Below are 22,414 nucleotides of genomic sequence, written 5' to 3' on the forward strand. Positions count from 1 at the left end.
CCCAGGGGTAATGCGGTGGAGACCACGGCAGGCGCGGAATGCTGACTGACTTGCTCCGCTTGAGAGCAACGGTCTGCGGCCGGATCTTTAAAATGCAACAGCGCTGTCGCGCGTCGAACCGGAAATCGGGCAGACGCGGGACGAGGTCGCCCGCGACGCGGGATCCATTGGAGGGAAGACGATGACGAACAAGACGCCATCCATGCTGTTTGGTCAGGCCGGCGCGGCAAGTGCCGACGCCACGGTCACGACGTCCAAATTCGCGTCAGGTCTTCCGCGCAAACAGGGCCTCTACGATCCGCGCAACGAACATGACGCCTGCGGCGTCGGCTTCGTCGCGCATATGAAGGGCCAGAAGTCCCATCAGATCGTCCGCGACGGGCTGTTCATCCTTGAGAACCTGACGCATCGCGGCGCCGTCGGTGCCGATCCGCTCATGGGCGATGGCGCCGGCATCCTTGTGCAGATTCCCGACCGCTTCTTCCGCGAGGAATTGGCGACGCAAGGCATCGTGCTGCCGCCAGCCGGAGAATATGGCGTCGGTCATTTCTTCCTGCCGCAGGACGAAGCGCTGATCGAACACTTCAAGAAGACGGTCCAGGATGTGATCGCGCAAGAGGGCCAGGTCTTTCTCGGCTTCCGCGACGTGCCGGTCGACAACTCTTCGCTGTCGAAGGCGCACGATATCGCCGCCACCGAGCCGCGTCACGTCCAGGTCTTCATCGGCGTCGGCCGGGATGCTGCCGGCCATGACGAATTCGAACGCCGCCTGTTCACGCTGCGCAAGGTGATCTCCAACCGCATCTATGCGGAATATGAGGGTGAGGAGAGCGGCTTCTATCCGGTCTCGCTGTCCAGCAAGACCATTGTCTACAAGGGCATGTTCCTGGCCTACCAGGTCGGCGCCTATTACAAGGACCTGTCCGACCCGCGCTTTGAATCCGCCGTCTGCCTCGTGCATCAGCGGTTCTCGACCAACACCTTCCCGTCCTGGAAGCTGGCGCATCCCTACCGCATGGTCGCTCACAACGGCGAAATCAACACGCTGCGCGGCAACGTCAACTGGATGGCGGCGCGTCAGGCTTCCGTGTCGTCGCCGCTCTTCGGCGATGACATTTCGAAGCTTTGGCCGATTTCCTATGAAGGCCAGTCGGACACCGCGTGCTTCGATAACGCGCTCGAATTCCTCGTGCGCGGCGGCTATTCCATGGCGCATGCCGTCATGATGCTCATCCCGGAAGCCTGGGCCGGCAACCAGTCGATGGCGCCAGACCGCAAGGCATTCTATGAATATCACGCCGCTCTCATGGAGCCATGGGACGGACCTGCGGCGGTCGCCTTCACCGATGGCAAGCAGATCGGCGCGACACTCGACCGCAACGGCCTGCGCCCAGCCCGCTATCTCGTTACCAACGACGACCGTGTCATCATGGCGTCGGAAGCGGGCGTTCTGCCAGTGCCGGAGGAGAGCATTATCCAGAAGTGGCGCCTGCAGCCGGGCAAGATGCTTTTGATCGACATGGAGAAGGGCCGCATCGTCTCCGACGACGAGGTGAAGTCGGAGCTTGCCACCAAGCATCCCTACCGCAAGTGGCTCGACCGCACCCAACTCATTCTCGAGGAGCTGAAGCCTGTGGAGCCACGGGCACTGCGGCGCGACGTGTCGCTGCTCGATCGCCAGCAAGCGTTCGGCTACACGCTCGAAGACACCAAGATCCTGATGTCGCCGATGGCGACCACGGGCCAGGAGGCGATCGGCTCCATGGGAACGGACACGCCGATCTCGGCGATGTCGGACAAGTCGAAGCTGCTCTATACCTATTTCAAGCAGAACTTCGCCCAGGTGACGAACCCGCCGATCGATCCGATCCGCGAGGAGCTGGTGATGAGCCTCGTCTCGTTCATCGGTCCGCGGCCGAACCTGCTCGACCATGAAGGTGCGGCCAAGGCCAAGCGGCTCGAGGTCCGTCAGCCGATCCTTACCAATGGCGATCTGGAGAAGATCCGTTCGATCGGCCATACGGAAGATCGTTTCGATACCAAGACGCTCGATTTCACCTATGATGTGGAGCGCGGGGCCGAAGGCATGCCCGAGATGCTCGATCGTCTGTGCGAGCGGGCGGAGGCGGCGGTCAAGGGCGGCTATAACATCATCGTGCTATCGGACCGGCAGATGGGGCCGGACCGCATCGCCATTCCGGCGCTGCTCGCGACCGCTGCCGTGCATCACCACCTGATCCGCAAGGGGCTGCGTACATCAGTCGGTCTCGTCGTCGAAACTGGCGAGCCACGCGAGATCCATCATTTCTGCCTGCTGGCCGGTTACGGCGCCGAGGCTATCAACCCCTATCTCGCCTTCGATACGCTGCTCGACATGCATGCCCGCGGGGAATTCCCCAAGGAGGTCGACGCCTACGAAATCGTCTCTCGCTACATCAAGGCGGTCGGCAAGGGCATCCTCAAGGTGATGTCGAAGATGGGGATATCGACCTACCAGTCCTATTGCGGCGGGCAGATCTTCGATGCGATCGGGCTACAGTCCGAGCTGGTCGACAAGTACTTCTTCGGCACGGCGACCATGATCGAGGGTGTCGGTCTCGACGCCATCGCCAAGGAGACCGTCACCCGTCACAACGCAGCCTTCGGCAAGGACCCGATCCTTGCGACTACGCTCGATATCGGCGGCGAGTATGCCTACCGCATGCGCGGCGAAGCCCATGCCTGGACGCCGGACGCGATTGCCTCGCTGCAGCACGCCGTTCGCGGCAATGCCGAGGATCGCTATCGCGAGTTCTCGGCGATGGTGAACCATTCCTCACTGCGGATGAACACGATCCGTGGGTTGTTCACGATCAAGCCTGCCGAAGCGCTCGGCCGCAAGCCGATCTCGGTCGATGAGGTCGAACCGGCAAACGAGATCGTCAAGCGTTTCTCGACCGGCGCCATGTCCTTCGGCTCGATCAGCCGCGAGGCGCATACGACACTTGCGATCGCGATGAACCGGATCGGCGGCAAGTCGAACACCGGCGAGGGTGGCGAAGAGTCCGACCGCTACATGCCGTTGCCCGATGGATCGAGCAATCCGGAACGCTCCGCGATCAAGCAGATCGCCTCGGGCCGCTTCGGCGTGACCACCGAATATCTGGTCAATGCGGACGTGCTGCAGATCAAGGTGGCGCAGGGTGCAAAGCCCGGCGAGGGCGGCCAGTTGCCCGGCCACAAGGTCGATGCGACAGTTGCAAAAACCCGGCATTCGACCCCGGGTGTCGGGCTGATCTCGCCGCCGCCGCACCACGACATCTATTCGATCGAGGATTTGGCGCAGCTGATCTACGATCTGAAGAACGTCAACCCGGTTGCCGATGTCTCGGTCAAGCTCGTTTCGGAGGTCGGCGTCGGCACGGTTGCAGCCGGCGTTGCCAAGGCGCGCGCCGATCATATCACCATTGCCGGCTTCGACGGCGGCACCGGCGCTTCGCCGCTGACCTCGTTGAAGCATGCCGGCAGCCCATGGGAAATCGGCCTTGCCGAAACCCAACAGACGTTGGTGCTCAATGGCCTGCGTTCGCGCGTTGCGCTGCAGGTCGACGGCGGACTGAAGACCGGGCGCGACGTCATTGTCGGCGCATTGCTCGGCGCCGACGAGTTTGGCTTTGCCACCGCGCCGTTGGTTGCGGCCGGATGCATCATGATGCGCAAATGCCATCTCAACACCTGTCCGGTCGGGGTCGCGACGCAGGATCCGGTCCTGCGCAAGCGCTTCAAGGGTGCGCCGGAGCATGTCATCAACTATTTCTTCTTCGTTGCCGAAGAGGTGCGCGAAATCCTCGCTTCCCTCGGCGTGTCGAAGCTCGATGACATCATCGGTGCTTCCGAACTGCTCGAAAAGAACGAGATGCTGTCGCACTGGAAGGCCAACGGGCTCGACTTTTCGCGCATCTTCCACAAGGTCGAGGCGCCGAAGGAAGCGACCTTCTGGACCGCGCGCCAGAAGCATCCGATCGACGACATCCTCGACCGCAAGCTGATCGAACAGGCAATGCCGGCGCTGACCTCGAAGACGCCGGTCGCCTTGGAAGTCGGCATCAAGAATGTCGACCGTTCGGCAGGCGCGATGCTGTCTGGCGAAGTCGCCAAGCGTTTCCGGCACAAGGGACTGAAGGAAGATACGATCAGCGTCACGCTTAGAGGAACCGCCGGCCAGTCGTTCGGCGCGTTCCTTGCACGCGGCGTCACCTTCAAGCTGATCGGCGACGGCAACGATTATGTCGGCAAGGGCTTGTCGGGCGGCAAGATCATCGTCCGTCCGCCGGAGAACTCGCGCATCCTCGCCGAGGAGTCCATCATCGTCGGCAACACCGTGCTTTATGGCGCGACCGAGGGCGAATGCTACTTCCGCGGCATTGCCGGCGAGCGCTTCGCTGTGCGCAACTCCGGTGCAGTCGCAGTCGTCGAAGGTGTCGGCGATCACGGCTGCGAATACATGACCGGCGGCGTCGTCGTCGTGCTCGGTGAGACGGGACGCAACTTCGCAGCCGGCATGTCCGGCGGCGTTGCCTACGTGCTCGACGAGACCGGCGATTTCGCCAAGCGCTGCAACATGGCCATGGTCGAACTCGAGCCGGTTCCGGAAGAGGACGACATGCTGGAAAAGCTGCACCATCACGGTGGCGACCTCATGCACAAGGGACGCGTCGATGTCTCGGGCGACATGACGCGCCACGACGAGGAACGGCTCTACCAGCTGATCTCGAACCATTTCCACTACACAGGCTCGACGCGCGCCAAGGCGATCCTCGATGCCTGGACCGACTACCGCCCGAAATTCCGCAAGGTCATGCCGGTCGAGTACCGTCGTGCGCTGGAGGAAATGGAGCGCAGCCGGATGGGCGTGGCGGCGGAGTAGTTTGGCTCCTGACAATGATGCCGCCGGTTGAAGTGACAACCGGTGGGTCGATGGTGGCACGGAAATCGTGCAGGTTCAGCTTTTAGATATCGGGATTAGATGATGGGTAAGGTTACAGGCTTTTTGGAAATTGACAGGCAGGTTGGCAAGTATCAGCCGGCCTCCGATCGTATCCGTCATTTCCGCGAATTCACAATCCCGATGTCCGACCCTGAGGTACAGAAACAGGCGGCGCGTTGCATGGACTGTGGCATTCCCTATTGCCATGGCCCGACCGGTTGCCCGGTGCACAACCAGATCCCGGACTGGAACGACCTCGTCTACAACAACAACTGGGAAGAGGCGATCCGCAACCTGCATTCGACCAACAACTTCCCGGAGTTCACCGGCCGCGTCTGCCCCGCGCCCTGCGAGGAAGCCTGCACGCTGAACCTCGAGGACGCGCCGGTCGCCATCAAGACTGTCGAACAGGCGATCGCCGACAAGGCCTATGAGCTGGGCTTTATCCGGCCGCAGCCGGCGACCGAGCACACAGGCAAGAAGGTTGCGATCATCGGGTCTGGACCGGCCGGTCTAGCTGCTGCCCAGCAGCTCGGCCGCGCAGGTCATGACGTCCATCTCTACGAGCGCGAATCGAAGGCGGGCGGGTTGCTGCGCTACGGCATTCCGGACTTCAAGATGGAAAAGAACTTCATCGACCGCCGCGTCGAACAGATGAAGGGCGAGGGCGTCACCTTCCATTGCGGCGTCAATGTCGGCGTCGATATGCCAATCGAGCAGCTTCTCGCAGACCACGATGCCGTGCTCTATTGCGGCGGCTCCGAGACCCCGCGCGAGGCCGGTATTCCAGGCATCGAGCTCTTCGGCGTTCATGACGCCATGCCCTATCTGGTGCAGCAGAACCGCCGCGTCGGACGCGAGAACATCGACAGCGTCGGCTGGCCGTCGGATCCGATCATTGCCGGCGGCAAGCATGTCGTCGTCGTTGGCGGCGGCGATACGGCTTCGGACTGCGTTGGCACCGCCTTCCGCCAGGGTGCGGTCAAGGTCACGCAGCTCGACATTCGCCCGCAGCCGCCTGAAAAGGAAGACAAGCTCGCCGTCTGGCCATTCTGGGCAACCAAGATGCGGACCTCTTCCTCGCAGGCCGAAGGTGCCGTTCGCGAGTTCCAGGTCGCCACACTCGAGTTCGTCGGCGAAGACGGCGTCCTGACCGGCGTCAAGTGCTGCGAGGTCGACGAGCGCCGTCGCCCCGTTGCCGGCACCGAATTCGTCATCCGCGCCGATCTCGCCTTTATTGCCATTGGTTTCCGTGGCCCATTTGCCGACGGCGTCCTCAAGGAGCTCGAAGGCAAGTTGACCGTCAACACAGACAAGCGCGGATCGACCAACGTCGTTGCCAACGAGAAGGACTACAGGACCTCGGTCGACAAGCTCTGGACGGCCGGAGACGTTCGTCGCGGCCAGTCGCTTGTCGTCTGGGCGATCCGCGAAGGCCGCCAGGCTGCCCGCGCTATCGACGAGGCGCTGATGGGGGCGACAGTCCTGCCGGAATAGCCGCGGAAAATAAAGTGCCGGCATAGCTATAGGAGGGGTCGCGCAGGCGGCCCCTTGTCATTGCAACTCAATGTACCGCCTTGGTATCCGGAAGCCGGTAATCATCGACCCGGCCGGCGGGGGCTGGCGCCATCTGGCCTTTCTCGACCAGCAAATCGCGCGGCGACGACGTCGAAACCGGCGTTACCCCCTTTGCGCCCAGAAGCTCGGCGCCGCCATCGAGATCCGGATCCGACAGGCTGATCGGCTGGGTCTTCTGCGGCTGGTTGGTCTCGGACGGCGGAAGGTTTGCGACCCCGCCGGCCTTGTCAGTATCGAGGCGGATGATATCGGGGCTTGCCTGATCGCCGAGCAGCCTGCGGGCGGGTTTCTCGACATAGAAGGCGACCTTGCGGCGTCCCGAGGTGGTCAGGTTGATACCGTCGGCGGTGCGCAGGCGCACCTGCTGGCCGTTTATATCGGAGCCCGTGACGATGAACTTGCCGCTTTCGTCGACGAACCCGTCCCAGATATCGACGAACTCGCCGCCCGCGTTTGTGACCTGGCTCTGATAGAGCTGGTTGAGCTTCACGGAATCGGCGGTCATCGAAGGAGAGACGAAACTGGGAAGACCGACCCAGAGCAAGGGAATGTTGCGGCTTGTCACGATCTTGGCGAAGGCGAGGATGCGTGCTTCGTATGCCATGAACCACACATCGGTGCCGTATTTCTCGTTGAGCTGATCGCCGACCATCTGCTGCCGGTCATTGGCACCGATCATGACGACTACCACCGCGGGCTTGGCTTCATCCAGCATCTCAGGCAATTGCTTCTGCCAGTCGTAATAATCCTGGCGGACAAGACCCGAGGCTACGTTGCCGTGTGCTTCTATCGTCACGCCCGGCGATGCCGCGAACGCGTCGGCAAGCCCCTCGCCAAGGCCGCTTGCCAGGAAGTCTCCGACGACGAGGACCTTTTTTGCGGTGTCCAGCTTTTCGGCAGGTGCTGGCTGATCCGGCTGGGCGACGATCGTTTTCGGCGGCGGAGCAGGGGTGCTGCGTTTGGCCCGGGCGCGCGGGATGCGACGCGGCGGTGGGGCCTCGGGAATATATTCAGGTTGAGAGAGCGGCCTGCCGAACAGCATCTCGAGCAGCGAACGCCGCTGCTCTATCCTTTGCTGCGCCTCTGCCATCGGCACGAGCATGGACAAGGTGAAAAAGGCTGCAAGCAGGCTTGCAAGACAGGCTTTTGCAAACTGTCTTTTTCGGCCGATGCGCTGGGTCTTCATCTGTCATTTCCGATCGAGCGGCATCGATTCAGTGGCGGAGCGCATTTAGCAGGTTCATCGAGGGCTCGCCGCTGGCATCAAGGCCCATGCGCTGCTGAACGGCCGATATCGCCGCCTTCGACCCGGAGCCGAAATTGCCGTCGACCACGCCGTCATAATAGCCCATCGCCTTAAGGCGGGTCTGCAGTTCGAATTTCTGCTTGACGTCGAGGGCGCCGTCGGGGCGAGGCCAGGATTGCTGCATGCCGCCATAGCCGGCGATTTCGTCGGCAAGCAGGCCGACGGCAATCGCGTAACTATCGGCCGCGTTGTAGCGCTTGATCGTGAAGAAATTGGCAGCCATCAGGAAGCCCGGTCCATCGGAGCCGGCGGGCAATTTGAGTTGCGCGCGATCGCTCGGCAGACGGAAGCTCTTGCCGTTCGGCCTGACGAAGCCGAGGGCTGCCCATTCGGCGAGCGTGTGGGTCTTGCCCGCCTGCGCACCGCCGCCCTTCGGCACGACGACCTCATAGCCCCAGGTCTTGCCCGTCTGCCATCCGTTCTTCATCAGCAGATTGGCGGAGGTCGCAAGTGCGTCGGGAACCGAATTCCAGATGTCGCGGCGGCCGTTGCCGTCCTCGTCGACCGCGTAGAGCAGGTAGCTCGTCGGGATGAACTGGGTATGTCCCATGGCGCCGGCCCAAGAGCCGGTCATGTTGTTGGGAGAAATGTCGCCGTTCTGCAGGATTTTTAGGGCCGCGATCAGTTGGGCACGGGCATATTTGCCGCGCTTCGGATCGGCATAGCCAAGAGTTGCAAGCGCCCGCGGCACGTAGTGAAGACGGTCGTCCTTGGCAAGAATCTCACCATAGTTGGATTCCATCGACCAGATCGCCAGTAGGATGTTCCTGTCGACGCCGAATTGCCGCTCGATAGTCTTGAGCGGGGCTCCATATTTTATCGCCATCTTCCGCCCGACACCGACGGTATAGGGATTGACCCGCGAATCCATGTAGTCCCAGATCTGGTTGTTGAATTCCGCCTGGTTGGCTGCCTTTTCAAGTACCGTGGGATCGGGGTCGGTTACTCCGGCAAACGCTGCGTTGTATGTCGCCCTGGTGATGCCGCTTCTCGCGGCGGTATCATAGAAATTGGAAATCCATTTCTGGAACCCTGCGTCCGCATTGGCGTTGGCCGGCGCCAGTCCCGCAAGGACCCCAAGGGCGAGCCCCAGGGCGAGACTTCGAAGGGAGCGTTTGCTGTTCAGTGTCATCAGCGTTCGTGTCCGTCCGTCATTCGAATAATTCGGTCCATGGGAATCGCAACGTTCCACCCGTGGCTGATTTTATGCGCATGATGTCAACAAAATCTTTACCATGGAACAGAGCAAGGGTCACCCTTTGCAAAACGGTAGGAATTTTATACTACCGGATGTCTGATGAGCTTGATTATCCCGATGCGTTCGACCCAGGAGGTATGTGTGGGACAGCATAAGAAAGTGCGTAAAGCGGTATTCCCCGTTGCCGGTCTGGGAACGCGCTTCCTGCCCGCGACGAAAGCAGTGCCCAAGGAAATGCTGACGGTCGTCGACAGGCCGGTCATTCAATACGTGGTCGACGAGGCAATGGAAGCCGGCATCGAGCATTTCGTCTTCGTCACGGGCCGCAGCAAGCACGTCATCGAAGACTATTTCGATATCCAGTTCGAGCTGGAACAGACGCTGCGCCAGCGCAATAGAAACGCCGAGCTGACACTTTTGAGCGGCCTGCTGCCAAAGGCGGGCACTGCCAGCTTCACGCGCCAGCAGGAACCGCTTGGTCTTGGCCATGCCGTCTGGTGCGCCCGCGAGATCGTCGGCGACGAGCCTTTCGCGCTGCTTCTGCCTGACATGGTCATGCGTGCCGAGACCGGCTGTATGAAGGGCATGATCGATCTTTACGAGCAGAGCGGCGGCAACGTTATCGGCGTAGAGGAATGTGCGCCGGACCAGACGCATAAATACGGCATCGTCGGCGTCGGCGAGGCCATCGGCTCCGGCTTCCGGATCACCCAGATGGTGGAAAAGCCAGCCAAGGGTACCGCGCCGTCAAACTTTTTCATCAACGGCCGCTACATCCTGCAGCCCGAGATATTTTCGATCCTGGAGCATCAGGAGAGGGGTGCGGGCAACGAGATCCAGCTGACCGACGGCATGCTAAAGCTTGCCCAGAGACAGGATTTTGCTGGCTATCACTTCAGAGGCGAGACCTATGACTGCGGCGCCAAGGATGGGTTCATTCTCGCCAATGTCGCTTTCGCACTTGCCAGAGACGACATCCGTCCAACGGTCGAGGATGGGTTCCGGGCGCTGCTCAAGGCGCTGAAGTAGTATCGTTGTGCGCCGCGGATTCGAGTGGATTTCGCGGCGCTTCGCGCCCGTCAAGCGCGACTACCGCTTCACGGTCAAGCCGAGGCCCGCCCGCAACTGCTTCGTGTCGTCTCCAGTTTGCCTCGAGGTCAGCTCGTAGCCGACATTGCTGGTCAGATCGAGATAGCGGTTGACGCTCCAGGTTAGGCCTGCAGCCGCATCGTAGACGGTCTCGTCGCTGGCGCTGCTGTTGGACGGATAGTCGCGCCAAATCGTGCCGCCGGTGAGTTTGGCGACGAGATTGTCGGTCATCTGGTGGGTGATCGTTTCCGTCAGCTGATAGGCGACGTAACCGCTGTCGCCTGCCGTCGTCGATGGCTGGACGCTGGTGGAAAATCCTATATCGACATTGGTGCCGCGCTGGGGCGACCAGGCGATCGCGCCGTCGATCGTCGGCGTGCCGATCGAGGCGAGGCGGGGGTCCTGGAAGTCGGTCTGTTCGTAGCCGATGCCGAGCTCTCCCTTCAGCTTTTCACCGAGATCGACCTCGATACCGGCCTTGCCGCCATAACTATGGCTGGAGCGCTCATAGCCGGAGGAATCGCGTTCGTCGTCGTAAAGGGTGCGACCGAGCGTGGCTTCGACGAACGGGATGAGTGCCGGCGACAGCTCGTAGCCGAGCCGACCCCTCAAGGTTCCGGCCGTCTGGTTGCGGTCGCTGAGCGTCACGCTCGTTCCGTCGGAAAGGACTGCGTTGGAATAGATGGTGCGCGTCAATGCCAGCGCCGTCGTGCCGCGCAGGATGCCGAAGTCGCGTTCGAGCGAAAGGCCACCGTCGAATTGATTGACCGCCGATTGCTTGGCGGCACCGGCAAGGGCGTTCGGATCGTCGGTACTTTCCCGGAAGAACTGGTAGCCGGCGGTGACGTGGGCCGTCGTCTCGGAGGGAAGGTCAAGGCGAAGGTCGGCCTTGATATCGACATTCGGCTGCTCCTCGCCCGTGCCGCTCACATTCTTCTGCCAGGTGCCGTCGCCTGTAATCGTCAATTGATGCAGCGACCAATCCGAGGTCAGCGTGCTGCGCAGATCAGTCTCCAGATAAGTCCGTTTTTCGTCGGTGCTGCCGGTGCGTTTGTCCTCGACATTGACCGACTGGTTGACCGAGGGACGAAGAGTGAAGCTGCCGAGTTGAATACCCTGCTGGTCGTTGCCATCGCCAGGCCTCTTGACGGTGACGTTGTCGACGCTGGCATCGCGGGTGTTGATGCGCCGCATGTCGTCGTTAAGGATCGAGCCGGTCGTCAATGTATCCGTGCCATCAAGGCGCAGGCGTGGGTTAAGCGGTGCGTCGGGGCCGTCGCTACCGGCGGACGTCGCAACCTTCGGCGTCTTCGATTTTGGCGACGTATCCGGCGCAGCCAAGCCATCCGTGGATGTCCCGCCTGTAGGATCGGGATTGTTGGCTGACGTCTGGCTGGTATTTAGGGATTGGCTGAGGCTCTGTTGAGGCATGGCGAGGACGCCGCAGCCGAGCAGCGCCGATGCGGCGCAAGCCGTCAACCGCAGGGAGCGTCCGCCCGCCTTGTCGTTCCAGATGCTCATGCGTTCCTAATCCGGCATGCGTCGAAGTGGTTACCCAACCGTAAAGTGATGTGGTTAACGCATCGTTGATTTCGTGCCGTAATGCGGGGGTCAATGGCGCAGGGCTGAGGGGCAATTAAAGTGCCCGTTCGACGAAAAACTGTGCAAAAAACTTGATCTGACTGCTCGAAACGCCATCTGGTTCACGGTCCGGCATTCCTGCGTGGACAGATTTCGAGAAAAGCGGTAACGCTCAGGCATGAATAAGAGAGCAGTGAAACTCGTCAAGGACGGTGCGATCGAGTCGGCAATACGGACGATCGAGACCGAACGCAGGGGTCTGGAGGCACTTGAGAGCGCGCTGAGCGACGGTCTTGCGGAGCCGTTTGCCAGGGCTGTGGAACTGATCGGTGGCATTTCCGGTCGCGTCATCGTGACCGGTGTGGGCAAGAGCGGCCATATCGGCGCAAAGATGGCTGCCACCTTTGCATCCACCGGTACCCCCGCTTCCTTCGTGCATGCGGCCGAGGCCAATCATGGCGATCTTGGAATGATTGCCCCAAGCGATGTGGTGCTGGCGCTCTCTAAGGGCGGCGAAAGTGCCGAACTTCGCAGCATCATCACCTATACGCGTCGCTTCTCCATACCCTTGATCGCGGTGACCTCAGGTGAGACATCAGCGCTGGCGCGCGAGGCGGATCTCGTGCTGCTTCTGCCAAATGAGCAAGAGGCGTGTCCGCATGGCTTGGCGCCAACCACTTCGACCTTGATGCAGCTTGCGATCGGCGATGCGCTGGCGATAGCACTCCTCGAGGCGCGCGGATTTACCGCGCTCGACTTCCACGTCTTTCATCCGGGCGGCAAGCTCGGCGCCAGCCTGTCGCATGTGGCCGACATCATGCACAAGGGTGACCGGATACCCCTCGTGGCGCTTGGAACACCTCTGCCGGTGGCGATCACTACGCTGTCGCGCAAGCGCTTCGGGTGCGTCGGCGTGCTTGACGGCGATGGCCGGCTATGCGGCATCGTCACTGAAGGCGACATGGCGCGCAATCTCACCAGAAATCTGTCCGAGCTCAATGTCGACGACATCATGACGCGCGAGCCGAAAACCGTGAAGCCCACGGCTCTTGCGACGAGCGCGCTATCCTTGCTCAACAACAACAACATCTCGGCGCTGATCGTTGTCGACGAGGATCGCCGGCCGATCGGGCTTGTGCATTTCCACGATCTGTTGCGCATAGGCGTGGCCTGATTTGGGGGGGGCGGATGTTGCCCGACTTTTTGGGACAGATGTCGCCCGATCAGGCCGGTTCGACCGTCAGATCGCGGCCATTGCTGGCGACGATCCTGACCTGCGTCCCTGCGGGCAGATCCGGCCCCATCACCGACCAATAGGTATCGTCCAGGCGGATGCGACCTCGGCCTTCGGCGATCGGTTCCTGCAACGTCGCCGTCCGCCCGACCAGCCCCGCGCTCCTCTGGTTGAGGAACGGTTCGTCCGAGGCGTTGCGATTGTGGTAGACGTAGCGACGGCCGAGGAGGGCTGCGACGATCGCAAGCGCTGCAAACAGCAGCATCTGCAATTGCCAGGTCCACAAGGCGCTTTCCCAAAGCAACAGCGACAGGGCGCCGACAATGATGGCGGCAAGCCCGACCCAGACGAGGAACACTCCGGGGACGACAAGCTCGGCTGCAAGCAGCACAAGCCCCACGACCCACCAGCTCCATGGTCCGAGTTCACTGAAGAGGCTTATAAGCATGGTTTAGCCTCCTCGTGTCGGCGCCAGCGGGTTGATGGCCGGCGTGGTGCGGACGGGTCCGGTCTGCGGCCGCGGGCGCGGAGGCTGCGGGTTGCCATCGCCGTCATTGCCGAAGACTTCGCGGGCGATAGCCCCGATACCGGCAAGCGATCCGATGATCGAGGAAGCTTCCATCGGCATCAGCACGATCTTGGAATTGCTGGCTGAGCCGATCGCGGTCAGCGCCTCGGTATATTTCTGCGCAACGAAGTAGTTGATGGCCTGCACGTCACCTGCGGCAATGGCTGCGGAAACCATGGTGGTGGCCTTGGCTTCGGCTTCCGCCAGGCGCTCGCGTGCCTCGGCATTGCGGTAGGCGGCCTCGCGCTGGCCTTCCGCCTGGAGGATAGCGGCCTGCTTGGCGCCCTCGGCGCGGAGGATCTGCGCGTTTCGCGAGCCCTCTGCTTCAAGCACCTGAGCTCGCTTTTCGCGCTCGGCCTTCATCTGGCGCGCCATGGCGTCGACCAGGTCGCGCGGCGGCTGGATGTCCTTGAGCTCGACGCGGGTGACCTTGATGCCCCATGGGCCGACTGCCTCGTCGACGACGCGCAGCAGCTTGTCGTTGATCGTGTCGCGGTTGGACAGGAGCTCGTCTAGGTCCATCGAGCCCATGACCGAGCGGATATTGGTCATGGTCAGGTTGAGGATGGCGTTTTGAAGGTTCGAGACCTGATAGGTGGCCTGCGCGGCGTTTAGAACCTGGAAGAATGTCACGGCGTCGACGGAAACGCTGGCATTGTCCCTGGTGATGACTTCCTGGGTCGGAACGTTCAACACCTGCTCCATGACATTCATCTTGGCGCCGACGCGGTCGATGAAAGGCAGGATGAGGTTGAGGCCCGGTTCCAGGGTGCGGGTGTAGCGCCCGAAACGCTCGATCGTGTAGCGATAACCCTGAGGCACAGTCTTGATGCCTGCAAACAGCACCAGAATGACAAGCACGACAAGCGAGACAACGACGATATCGAAACCACCCATGGAAACTCCTTTAGACCCGGTTCGGTCCTGTGCAATTCACACCTATAAGATGTGGGTAGTTACCAGATAATTTGCAACGCGGCTTGTCCGATTTAAACCCATCCCATCAGTTCGCGCCGGACAACCGTTTCAAGCACGCGCATGCCATCCTCGCCGTCGTTGAGACAGGGAATGTGGGTGAATTTCTCGCCGCCGTTGTGGTGAAAGTTCTCTTCCGCCTGCACGGCGATCTCTTCCAGCGTTTCGAGGCAATCGGATACGAAGCCGGGATTTATGATCGCGATCCGCTTTACGCCTTCCTTGGCCAGCCGCTCGACCGTCTTGTCGGTATAGGGCTGCAGCCACTCCTCGGGGCCGAAGCGGGACTGGAACGTGACCATCAGCTTCTCCTTCGAATAACCGAGCCGCTCGCGCAACAGTCGCGCCGTCTTCAGGCACTGACAGTGATAGGGATCGCCCTTCTTGAAATAGGATTGCGGAATGCCGTGGAAGGAGGCAAGCATGATCTCCGGTTCCCAGTCCAGTGTTGCCAGATGGTTGGTCACCGAGTTCGCGAGAGCATCGATATAGGTCGGGTCGTCATGATAAGGCGGGACGGTGCGCAGCGCCGGCTGCCAGCGCATCGCAAGCAGCGTCTCGAAGGCCTTGTCGTTGACGGTCGCGGTGGTGGCCGCTGCGTATTGCGGGTAGAGCGGAAAGACGAGGACGCGATCGCAGCCCTTGGCCTTCAGCGCCTCGATACGCGATGCGATCGAAGGCTGGCCGTAGCGCATGCCCCAGTCGACGGTCACGTTCGCAAGGTCCTTCAACGCCTCGTTCAGCCGGTCAGACTGGTTGCGCGTGTAGGTTCTAAGATAGCTCTCGTTCAGATGCTTGTTCCAGATCACCTCATAGGCCTTGCCGACTTTGCCCGGACGGGTGTTGAGGACAATGCCGTAGAGGATCGGATACCACAGGAAGCGCGACCATTCGATGACGCGACGGTCGGACAGGAATTCCCTGAGGTACCGGCGCATCGAGGTATAATCCGTGCCGTCGGGCGTGCCGAGATTGACGATCAATACGCCAACCTTGCCGATGTTGATCGGGGGATGCTCGGCCGGCTCGGCGGTGGTCACTGCTGTCATCAAAATAGGTCCAAGGCTCCAGGAGTTCTCTCCGCCATTCTGCGCGGCATGTGGCGAACGGTTCATCTATTAGAAACAAAAGCCGGCCTGGGAAAGCCCGGGCCGGCCTTGAGCGTTAAGACCAATCGCCTCTATTTGCCGGGAACCTTCAATTCGTGGCCGACCGGCAGGTGGCGCGGGTTCAGGTGGCGGTTGGCCGCCGCAAGCTTCCGCCAGAGGCCGGCATCGCCATAAAAGGTCTTTGCCAGCACCCAGAACGTATCGCCCGCTGCAATGACATGCGTCGTCGGCGTTTTGATCGGCTCAGCTGGCTTCATTGCTTCAGTCTTTGCGGCCGGTGGAGGTGGGGTAACGGGTGCGGGTGCAGGGGCTGGCGGTGCTGCGGCGGGTTTTTCTCCCGATGGTGCGATCAGCTTTTCGGTCGGCTGCACGGCTTCCGGCTGGACGGTCGAGCCTGCCGTCTCGACCTGGGTCACGCGGCCGTCGAGATAGGGCTTGTAGGGACTATGCGCCGTCAGATAATCGGCCACGACCTGTTCGAGATTTGGGCCGAAATCATAGGCATTCTTGCCGTTGTTTGCGAACACTGTGTAGCCGTCGCCGCCGGCCCGCATATAGTTGTTGCTGACAATGCCGTAGACCTTTTTCGGATCGAGCAGCACAAAACCGTTGCCTTCCTTGACCTCGGCGGAAACCACCCGGCTGCCGGGAGGTTTGGTCTTGTCAAAGGAAAATTTCATGCCGGAGACCTGCGCAAAGCGGCCGGCGCCGGCGTCGATCTGGCTAAGGCCGTTCTCGATCGCGGCAAGCACGTCGGCTCCCGTCAGCTGGAAGGTCGCGACGGTGTTCTGAAAAGGCAGAACTGTGAGCACATCGCCCATGGAGACATTGCCGGCGCCGATCGAGGCACGCAGGCCGCCACCGTTCTGGATGGCGATGGTGATACCCTGGCCCTTGGTACGGTCCAGCATGGCATCGGCAACAAGGTTGCCCATCGAGCATTCCTGAACGCGGCAAACCTCGCGCGCGCCTTCGATCGGGGCTTGCGCCGCGCCGATCACCTTCTTGCGTAGCTCCTCGATCGGCTTGGCGAGTTCCTGTACGCGCGCAAGCATCGTTGGGTCCGGGGTGACAGAGGCGTCGAGCAGGATCGGATCGCCCTTGGCCTCCTTGACCACGCCATCGTCGTCGAAGGTCACGACGATGTCGCCGAGATAGCGGCTGTAGGAAGCGGCGGTAACGACCGGCACCTTGTAGCCGCCGGGGTTGTCGACCATGGTCGGATAGGGACCGGCCGCCTTAGGATCGGTATTCGATAGCAGCGTGTGCGAATGCCCGCCGACCACCACGTCGACACCGGGGATCTTGGCGATCTCGGCGATGTCCCTGGTGTAGCCGACATGGGTCAGTGCGATGATCTTGTTGACCCCTTGCGACTTCAGCTTGTCGACCTCCGCGTTGATGGCGGCAACGTCGTCGGTGATTTTCACATGCGGGCCGGGCGAGGCAAGTTCAGGGGTCTCGGTGGTGACTGCGCCGACAATGCCGATCTTCTGGCCGCCGATGTCGAGCACGACCGATGGCTTGATGCGGTTGCCGAGTTTTGATTCAGCATCCGTCGCGAGATTTGCGGTGACGACCGGGAACTGGACCTTGTCGAGAAACGGTGCAAGCGCGCTTTCGCCGTCATCGAATTCGTGATTGCCGACCGTCATGGCATCGAACTTCATGTCGTTGAGGAACTCGACCTCGGCTTGGCCCCTGTAGGTCGTGTAGAAGAGCGAGCCCTGGAAATTATCGCCGGCGTCCAGAACAATGACGTTCTGGCCGGCCAACGCCTTGCGCCGCTCATCGATCTCGGTCTTCAGACGGGCAGCGCCGCCGAAGCATTCCTTCTTTGCCTCTTCCTCGGCCGTGCAGGTGGCGTCGAACTTGTTGATCGATTCGTCGCGCGAGTGGAAATCGTTGATGTGCAGAATGTTGAGCTGGTAATCGGCGAATGACGCGCCGGCGCTAAGCGTCAGAAGCGATAGGGTCAAAAGTCCGAGCCCGACGGATTTGCTCATCTGTTTCTCCTGTTATCGAAAGTGCATTCAACGGCCTGAGTGAAATTCCAACTTGAATGTTTTCATCGTAATCGTGCTGCCGCAAGCGAAAGCTGTCGTCAAGCTACGCCTTTCCATGGGTCGGAAAACAAAAAAGCTCCCGTCGGGGAGCTTTTCGTCGCGTTTGGAGACATACCTCAGCTACGGCGCGTGAGCGAGAACTGAGCGCCGCTGTCCGATGTGCAGTTCAGCTGGGATGAGTTGACCAGCGCGCAATTCACCTTGGACTGGGTCTTGCGGACCATGGAGGTCATGTTGATCTCGACGAGGCCGGGGGAGGTGTTGGTGTAGGTGCCCGAGGCGAGAACCTGGTTGGTGTCGGTCGTGCGTGTATTGAACGCGCCGCCCTGGAAGGTCGAGATGATGCCGTTGGGGTCGGCCCAGGTCCCCTCGACGGTTCTCGGTGCCGAGCCCATGGAAGTCTGCTGGCGCACCGGCTGCGGTCCAAAGCTTATGCAGGAAGAGAGCGAGAGCGCCACCGCGACGAGGGCAAGGCTGCTGGTTGTGGTCTTCATGAGGTCTCCCGCAATTCTAGATGGTTTGCCGCGCAATTTGCAGAAAACATGGCGCGGCAAACCCTTGAAAGCAAGGCTTGGCGACAAGGCTGCGAAATTTATCCAAAAGGCGTAACAAAAATACCCGCAAAGCGCGTGCGGGTATTTTCAACTTCAAATATTTAAGACAATCAACGAACGAGCACGTTCTTGAACTGCCAGGGGTCCTTAGTGTCGATGTCTTCCGGGAAGAGGCCTGGGCGACCCTCAAGCGGCGTCCAGTCGGTGTAATGGCCTTCAACCGGGCCGAGATAGGGCATTTGCACTTCGAGGCAGCGCTTGTAGTCGATCTCGTCGGCCTCGACGATGCCGGCGTTCGGATTTTCGAGAGCCCAGACCATGCCGGCAAGCACGGCCGACGTCACCTGCAAGCCGGTTGCGTTCTGATAGGGCGCGATGCGGCGGGTTTCTTCGAGCGACAGGCGGGATCCGAACCAATAGGCATTCTTCTCGTGGCCGTAGAGCAGCACGCCGAGCTCGTCGATGCCCTCTACCAGTTCTTCCTCGTCGAGAACGTGGTGGACCGGCTGCGGATTGCCGCCGTTGCCGAACATTTCGTGCAGCGAAAGGACGGCGTCATTGGCCGGATGGTAGGCATAATGGCAGGTTGGGCGGAAGGTGACTTCGCCGTCCTTGTCGCGCACCGTGAAATAATCGGCGATCGAGATGGACTCGTTGTGGGTGACGAGAAAGCCGTATTGCGGGCCCGGGGTCGGGCACCAGGTGCGAACGCGGGTGTTGGCGCCGGGCTGTTCGAGATAGATTGCAGCCTTGTTGCCCTTCTTGTGCTTCTTGGCGTTCTTCGGCATCCACTCTTCGTGCGTGCCCCAGCCGAGCTCGGCCGGCTGCATGCCTTCGGAAATGAAGCCCTCGACCGACCAGGTGTTCCAGAAGACGTTGAGCGGCTTCGGGCTCTTGGTGAGCTGGGTGTCGCGCTCGGCGATGTGAACGCCCTTGACACCGACCTTCTTCATCAGCTTGGCCCAGCCTTCGCGGTCGTGCTGATCAGGCTCCTCGAACTTCAGGCCGATGTCATTGGCAAGGTTGACGAGCGCCTGCTTGACGAACCAGGAAACCATGCCCGGGTTCGCGCCGCAGGTGGAAACGGCGGTCGCGCCGCCCGGGTTCTTCTTCTTTTCATGACGCACCGTCTCGCGCAGCGCATAATTTGTGCGGTCGGCGTTCTTCATGTTCTTGTCGAAATAAAAGCCGAGCCAAGGTTCGACGACGGTATCGATATAGGGAACATCAAGCTTGCGGCAGAGCTTCATCAGATCGAGCGAGCCGGTGTCGACGGAGAGGTTGACGCAGAAGCCCTGGCCTTCGCCCTCGGTCAGGAGCGGCTTCAGCAGATCCTTGTAGTTGTCCTTGGTGACATATTCCTTGATATGCCTGACGCCGTGCTTCTTCAGGATCGCCATATCATGGGATTCTTCGCGCGGGTCGATGACGACCATACGGCTCTTGTCGAATTTGAAGTGGCGCTCGATCAGCGGCAGGGTACCGCGGCCGATTGAGCCGAAGCCGATCATCACGATCGGGCCTGTAATTTCGGCATATACCGGATGGTTTTCGTCCGTCATTCTTTTCTCCTTCGAAGAGCGATTGCCCTTCGGCCTATTTATCTCGATGAATCTTCGCGGAAAATGCGCTGAAGGGCTCTAATCATAAAAGCCTGTCACAATAAAGGGTCGTTCCCGTTTCCGGGTGAAACCGCTGTCATCTAGCGCAATAAAGTGCCTTGGTGAAATACCATGCGCCAATTTTTGTTACCTTCTTCGCGCCATATCGAGCTGCGGAGCGAGCGGGTTTCACTATTGTCCGCGTTTTTTCGCGTCGCGCTATATGTGCCAAGCGCGATCGTTTCGCCCAACATCGTTAAATGGAAATCGCGCAACGTTCGTGACGTGCTCAATTCTTCAACCAACAGCGCATCAACGATTTCCGCAAAATCGTAAAGCCGGCCGGAGCTGCCGATCTCCTGGAACTCCGGTGACAACAGTTTTTCCAAGGCATCTTTGGAGGAACGGACAGCGGGGTCGAACAGCTTCAGCTCAAGGTTTCGCAGATCGCTTAGTAGGTCCTCCAGGTCGGTCACCCCTTCAACGCTTCCAGCCCCTCGACCACCTTTGTCAGCACGATCTCGGTTATTTCATACTCCGCAATGCCGTGGACCGTGAAGGGATCGGCGGCGACATAGGCTTCGATCTCGGCGCGCTCGCCAAGAGCCAGGATCACGCCGCCGGTGCGCGGCACCTTGCGGCCGGAGGCGAGGAACCAGCCTCTGGCATAGCCTTGGCCAACCCAGGCCATGTGGGTTTCCATGTGCTTGTCGGCTTCTTCGTTGCTTTTGACATAGGTCAGCGAGAGGATGAACATGCCTGTCAATTCCGTATGAGTTCGGCGCGGATCAATCCGCGCAGAGAGTTTCCGACATAAAGTTGGCCGCTTGCAAGATCGGCCGGGGTCATTTTTGCGACCCGCGCCTTGCGCTGACAGATCAGCTCCGTGCGCAGTACGCCTGCAAGCAGCCCCGAGGAGATTGGCGGGGTTTTCAGCAGCCCGGTGCCGTCATCGAGAAAAACTGAGGTGATTGTGCCTTCGCAGACCTCGTCCCTCTCGTTCAGCAGCAGGACCTCCTGTGCATCCGCTGCGGAATATTCGGCGCGTGCGGCATCATAGATTGCCCGGCGCGTCGTTTTCACGCGCAGAAGTTTGTCAGTGGAGTGAAGGCGGGTGGCGGCGATCCTCAGCTGCCAGACGGTGTCGGGCGGCAGGCTTGCAAAAGCGGTGGTGGTGATATCGATCCGGCCCTGTCGGTCGAAGATTAGGCGGATACGCAAGGGGCCGGCTGCGCCGGCAACCGCCTCGCCAAGTCTGGCTGCAGCATCCCGCGGCGCTGGAAATCCGAGCCTTCGGGCAGATCGGGTAAGGCGGGCAAGATGGAGACGCAGGCGGACAAAGCCTAAGGCGGGATCAAAGCGCAGCGTTTCGATCAGGGAAAAATCGTCTATCGTTCGATCCATCGATCCCCCACGGCGAAGCGCGCTTTCCAGAGGCATTCTTCATATTCGGCTTCGGCAGTCGAATCGAAGACGATGCCGCCACCGACATTGAAGACCGCCCTTCCGTCTTCAAATAGCGTGATGGTGCGGATTGCGACGGAAAAACGCATGGCGCCGGAAGGAGAGATCATGCCGATGGCGCCGCAATAGGCGTCGCGTGGGCCTGTCTCCAGATCGTGCAGGATTTCCATGGCGCGCATTTTCGGCGCACCTGTCACCGAGCCGCAGGGAAAGAGTGCTGCGAAGATATCGCGGATCGTAAGGCTGGGGCGGAGCTTTGCCTGAACATGGCTCACCATCTGGTGGACGGTCGGATAGGTTTCGATGTCGAAGAGTTTTGGCACGTCGAGCGTGCCGACCTGCGTGATGCGGGAAATATCGTTGCGCAAGAGATCGACGATCATCCGGTTTTCGGCCTGGGTCTTTTCGTCGTTGCGCATCGCCTCGACGATTGCCGCGTCCTCCGCAGCGTCGGAGCCGCGGGGTGCAGTCCCCTTCATCGGGTGCGTCTCGATCCAGCCATTATCGTCGGTGCGGAAGAACAGTTCAGGCGAACGTGACAATATGATCGGGCCGCCGAGATCGACGAGCGCTCCGTATTTGACGGGCTGACGTTCGATCAGCGACCAGAAGGCTGCGCGCGGGTCACCGCTCCAGCGCGCCGTGATCGGCATGGTGAGGTTGGCCTGATAGCAGTCACCCTGGCGAATATGCTGGTGCAGTTTGTCGAAGCGCCTGGCATAGGACGCAAGGTCCCAGGCCGCCTTTGGCGCGGTCAGGAACTCGTCGTTCTCGACGCGCCGGGATGGCTGGGCGAGGGGATGGTCGGTGTCTCCAGGCGCATCGAAGACGCCAAACATCATCAGCGGCGTCGGCCGATGTTCTTCCACAAAGTCCCGAAGCTTGTCCTCGAAGACATGGCCGGCTTCGTAGGCCATGTAGCCAGCAAGCCACTTGCCTTGGGTCCTTGCCTCCTGCATCCGGTCGAGGCCCTTGAAAACCTCGGCGAGGCTGTGCGCAACGATGATCTCAGCCGGATCGGCAAAGACCATCACCTTGCCGGTGGTGTCGTCCCGGAAGAGAGCGTAGGGCGTTCTTGCGGCCATTCTGGCTCTGATTGTCCTCTGCCTTCTGGCATTCACATTT

Annotated in this window: 17 protein-coding genes; 4 read left to right on the plus strand and 13 right to left on the minus strand. The window is 60.8% G+C overall.

Translation table 11 applies throughout. The features are described from left to right. The first annotated feature begins 181 nt into the window (after nt 1-181). Complete coding sequence (gene gltB / locus AB4Z52_RS00460; RefSeq protein WP_442215826.1) at nt 182-4,906, plus strand: glutamate synthase large subunit; 4,725 nt, start codon at nt 182-184, stop codon at nt 4,904-4,906. Between the two features lie 102 nt (nt 4,907-5,008). Then, nucleotides 5,009-6,463, plus strand: coding sequence for a glutamate synthase subunit beta (locus AB4Z52_RS00465; RefSeq protein WP_442215828.1), 1,455 nt, complete (start codon nt 5,009-5,011; stop codon nt 6,461-6,463). A 67-nt stretch (nt 6,464-6,530) separates the two neighbouring features. On the opposite strand, the gene AB4Z52_RS00470 is transcribed toward AB4Z52_RS00465, so the two are convergent. Both AB4Z52_RS00470 and AB4Z52_RS00475 read right to left on the minus strand, forming a co-directional pair. After that, nucleotides 6,531-7,730 carry an SGNH/GDSL hydrolase family protein gene (locus AB4Z52_RS00470; RefSeq protein ID WP_442215830.1) on the minus strand — a complete coding sequence of 400 codons (1,200 nt, stop codon included), beginning with the start codon at nt 7,728-7,730 and terminating at the stop codon, nt 6,531-6,533. A 28-nt stretch (nt 7,731-7,758) separates the two neighbouring features. After that, nucleotides 7,759-8,982 carry a lytic murein transglycosylase gene (locus tag AB4Z52_RS00475; RefSeq protein ID WP_442215832.1) on the minus strand — a complete coding sequence of 408 codons (1,224 nt, stop codon included), beginning with the start codon at nt 8,980-8,982 and terminating at the stop codon, nt 7,759-7,761. Between the two features lie 207 nt (nt 8,983-9,189). On the opposite strand from AB4Z52_RS00475, the gene galU reads away from it, so the two are divergent. Continuing rightward, on the plus strand, nt 9,190-10,077 hold the full coding sequence (gene galU / locus AB4Z52_RS00480) for a UTP--glucose-1-phosphate uridylyltransferase GalU (protein WP_442216622.1): 888 nt from the start codon (nt 9,190-9,192) through the stop codon (nt 10,075-10,077). A gap of 60 nt (nt 10,078-10,137) precedes the next feature. On the opposite strand, the gene AB4Z52_RS00485 is transcribed toward galU, so the two are convergent. Continuing rightward, on the minus strand, nt 10,138-11,658 hold the full coding sequence (locus AB4Z52_RS00485; RefSeq protein WP_442215834.1) for an outer membrane beta-barrel protein: 1,521 nt from the start codon (nt 11,656-11,658) through the stop codon (nt 10,138-10,140). A 238-nt stretch (nt 11,659-11,896) separates the two neighbouring features. On the opposite strand from AB4Z52_RS00485, the gene AB4Z52_RS00490 reads away from it, so the two are divergent. After that, nucleotides 11,897-12,892 carry a KpsF/GutQ family sugar-phosphate isomerase gene (locus AB4Z52_RS00490; RefSeq protein WP_442215836.1) on the plus strand — a complete coding sequence of 332 codons (996 nt, stop codon included), beginning with the start codon at nt 11,897-11,899 and terminating at the stop codon, nt 12,890-12,892. 49 nt (nt 12,893-12,941) lie between these two features. Here AB4Z52_RS00490 and AB4Z52_RS00495 read toward each other — a convergent pair whose 3' ends face one another. From AB4Z52_RS00495 to AB4Z52_RS00540, 10 genes are all read right to left on the minus strand, one after another. After that, a complete protein-coding gene (locus AB4Z52_RS00495) occupies nt 12,942-13,400 on the minus strand; it encodes an NfeD family protein (protein ID WP_442215838.1) in 459 nt (152 codons plus the stop codon). Between the two features lie 3 nt (nt 13,401-13,403). Beyond that, nucleotides 13,404-14,417 (minus strand): SPFH domain-containing protein, encoded by a 1,014-nt coding sequence (locus AB4Z52_RS00500; RefSeq protein WP_442215840.1) that lies wholly within the window; start codon nt 14,415-14,417, stop codon nt 13,404-13,406. Nucleotides 14,418-14,509: 92 nt separating this feature from the next. Then, a complete protein-coding gene (hemH, locus tag AB4Z52_RS00505) occupies nt 14,510-15,544 on the minus strand; it encodes a ferrochelatase (protein ID WP_442215842.1) in 1,035 nt (344 codons plus the stop codon). 131 nt (nt 15,545-15,675) lie between these two features. Continuing rightward, the gene (locus tag AB4Z52_RS00510; protein WP_442215844.1) at nt 15,676-17,610 is read right to left on the minus strand and encodes a 5'-nucleotidase C-terminal domain-containing protein; all 1,935 of its coding nucleotides are present in this window, start codon (nt 17,608-17,610) and stop codon (nt 15,676-15,678) included. Nucleotides 17,611-17,786: 176 nt separating this feature from the next. Further along, nucleotides 17,787-18,164 (minus strand): outer membrane lipoprotein Omp10, encoded by a 378-nt coding sequence (omp10, locus tag AB4Z52_RS00515; protein WP_442215846.1) that lies wholly within the window; start codon nt 18,162-18,164, stop codon nt 17,787-17,789. A gap of 170 nt (nt 18,165-18,334) precedes the next feature. Continuing rightward, nucleotides 18,335-19,786, minus strand: a complete 1,452-nt coding sequence (locus tag AB4Z52_RS00520; RefSeq protein WP_442215848.1) for a homospermidine synthase — start codon at nt 19,784-19,786, stop codon at nt 18,335-18,337. 140 nt (nt 19,787-19,926) lie between these two features. Continuing rightward, a complete protein-coding gene (locus AB4Z52_RS00525) occupies nt 19,927-20,301 on the minus strand; it encodes a nuclear transport factor 2 family protein (protein ID WP_442215850.1) in 375 nt (124 codons plus the stop codon). Continuing rightward, nucleotides 20,298-20,582, minus strand: a complete 285-nt coding sequence (locus AB4Z52_RS00530) for a YciI family protein (RefSeq protein WP_442215852.1) — start codon at nt 20,580-20,582, stop codon at nt 20,298-20,300. The genes AB4Z52_RS00525 and AB4Z52_RS00530 overlap by 4 nt, the downstream gene beginning before the upstream one ends. Before the next feature lie 5 nt (nt 20,583-20,587). After that, on the minus strand, nt 20,588-21,229 hold the full coding sequence (locus AB4Z52_RS00535) for an aminotransferase class IV family protein (protein WP_442215854.1): 642 nt from the start codon (nt 21,227-21,229) through the stop codon (nt 20,588-20,590). Then, nucleotides 21,214-22,374: an aminodeoxychorismate synthase component I gene (locus AB4Z52_RS00540; RefSeq protein ID WP_442215856.1), complete on the minus strand. Its 1,161-nt coding sequence runs from the start codon at nt 22,372-22,374 to the stop codon at nt 21,214-21,216. The genes AB4Z52_RS00535 and AB4Z52_RS00540 overlap by 16 nt, the downstream gene beginning before the upstream one ends. Between the last annotated feature and the right edge of the window lie 40 nt (nt 22,375-22,414).

It is taken from the genome of Rhizobium sp. 2YAF20 (assembly GCF_052114685.1).
Lineage (GTDB): Bacteria > Pseudomonadota > Alphaproteobacteria > Rhizobiales > Rhizobiaceae > Rhizobium.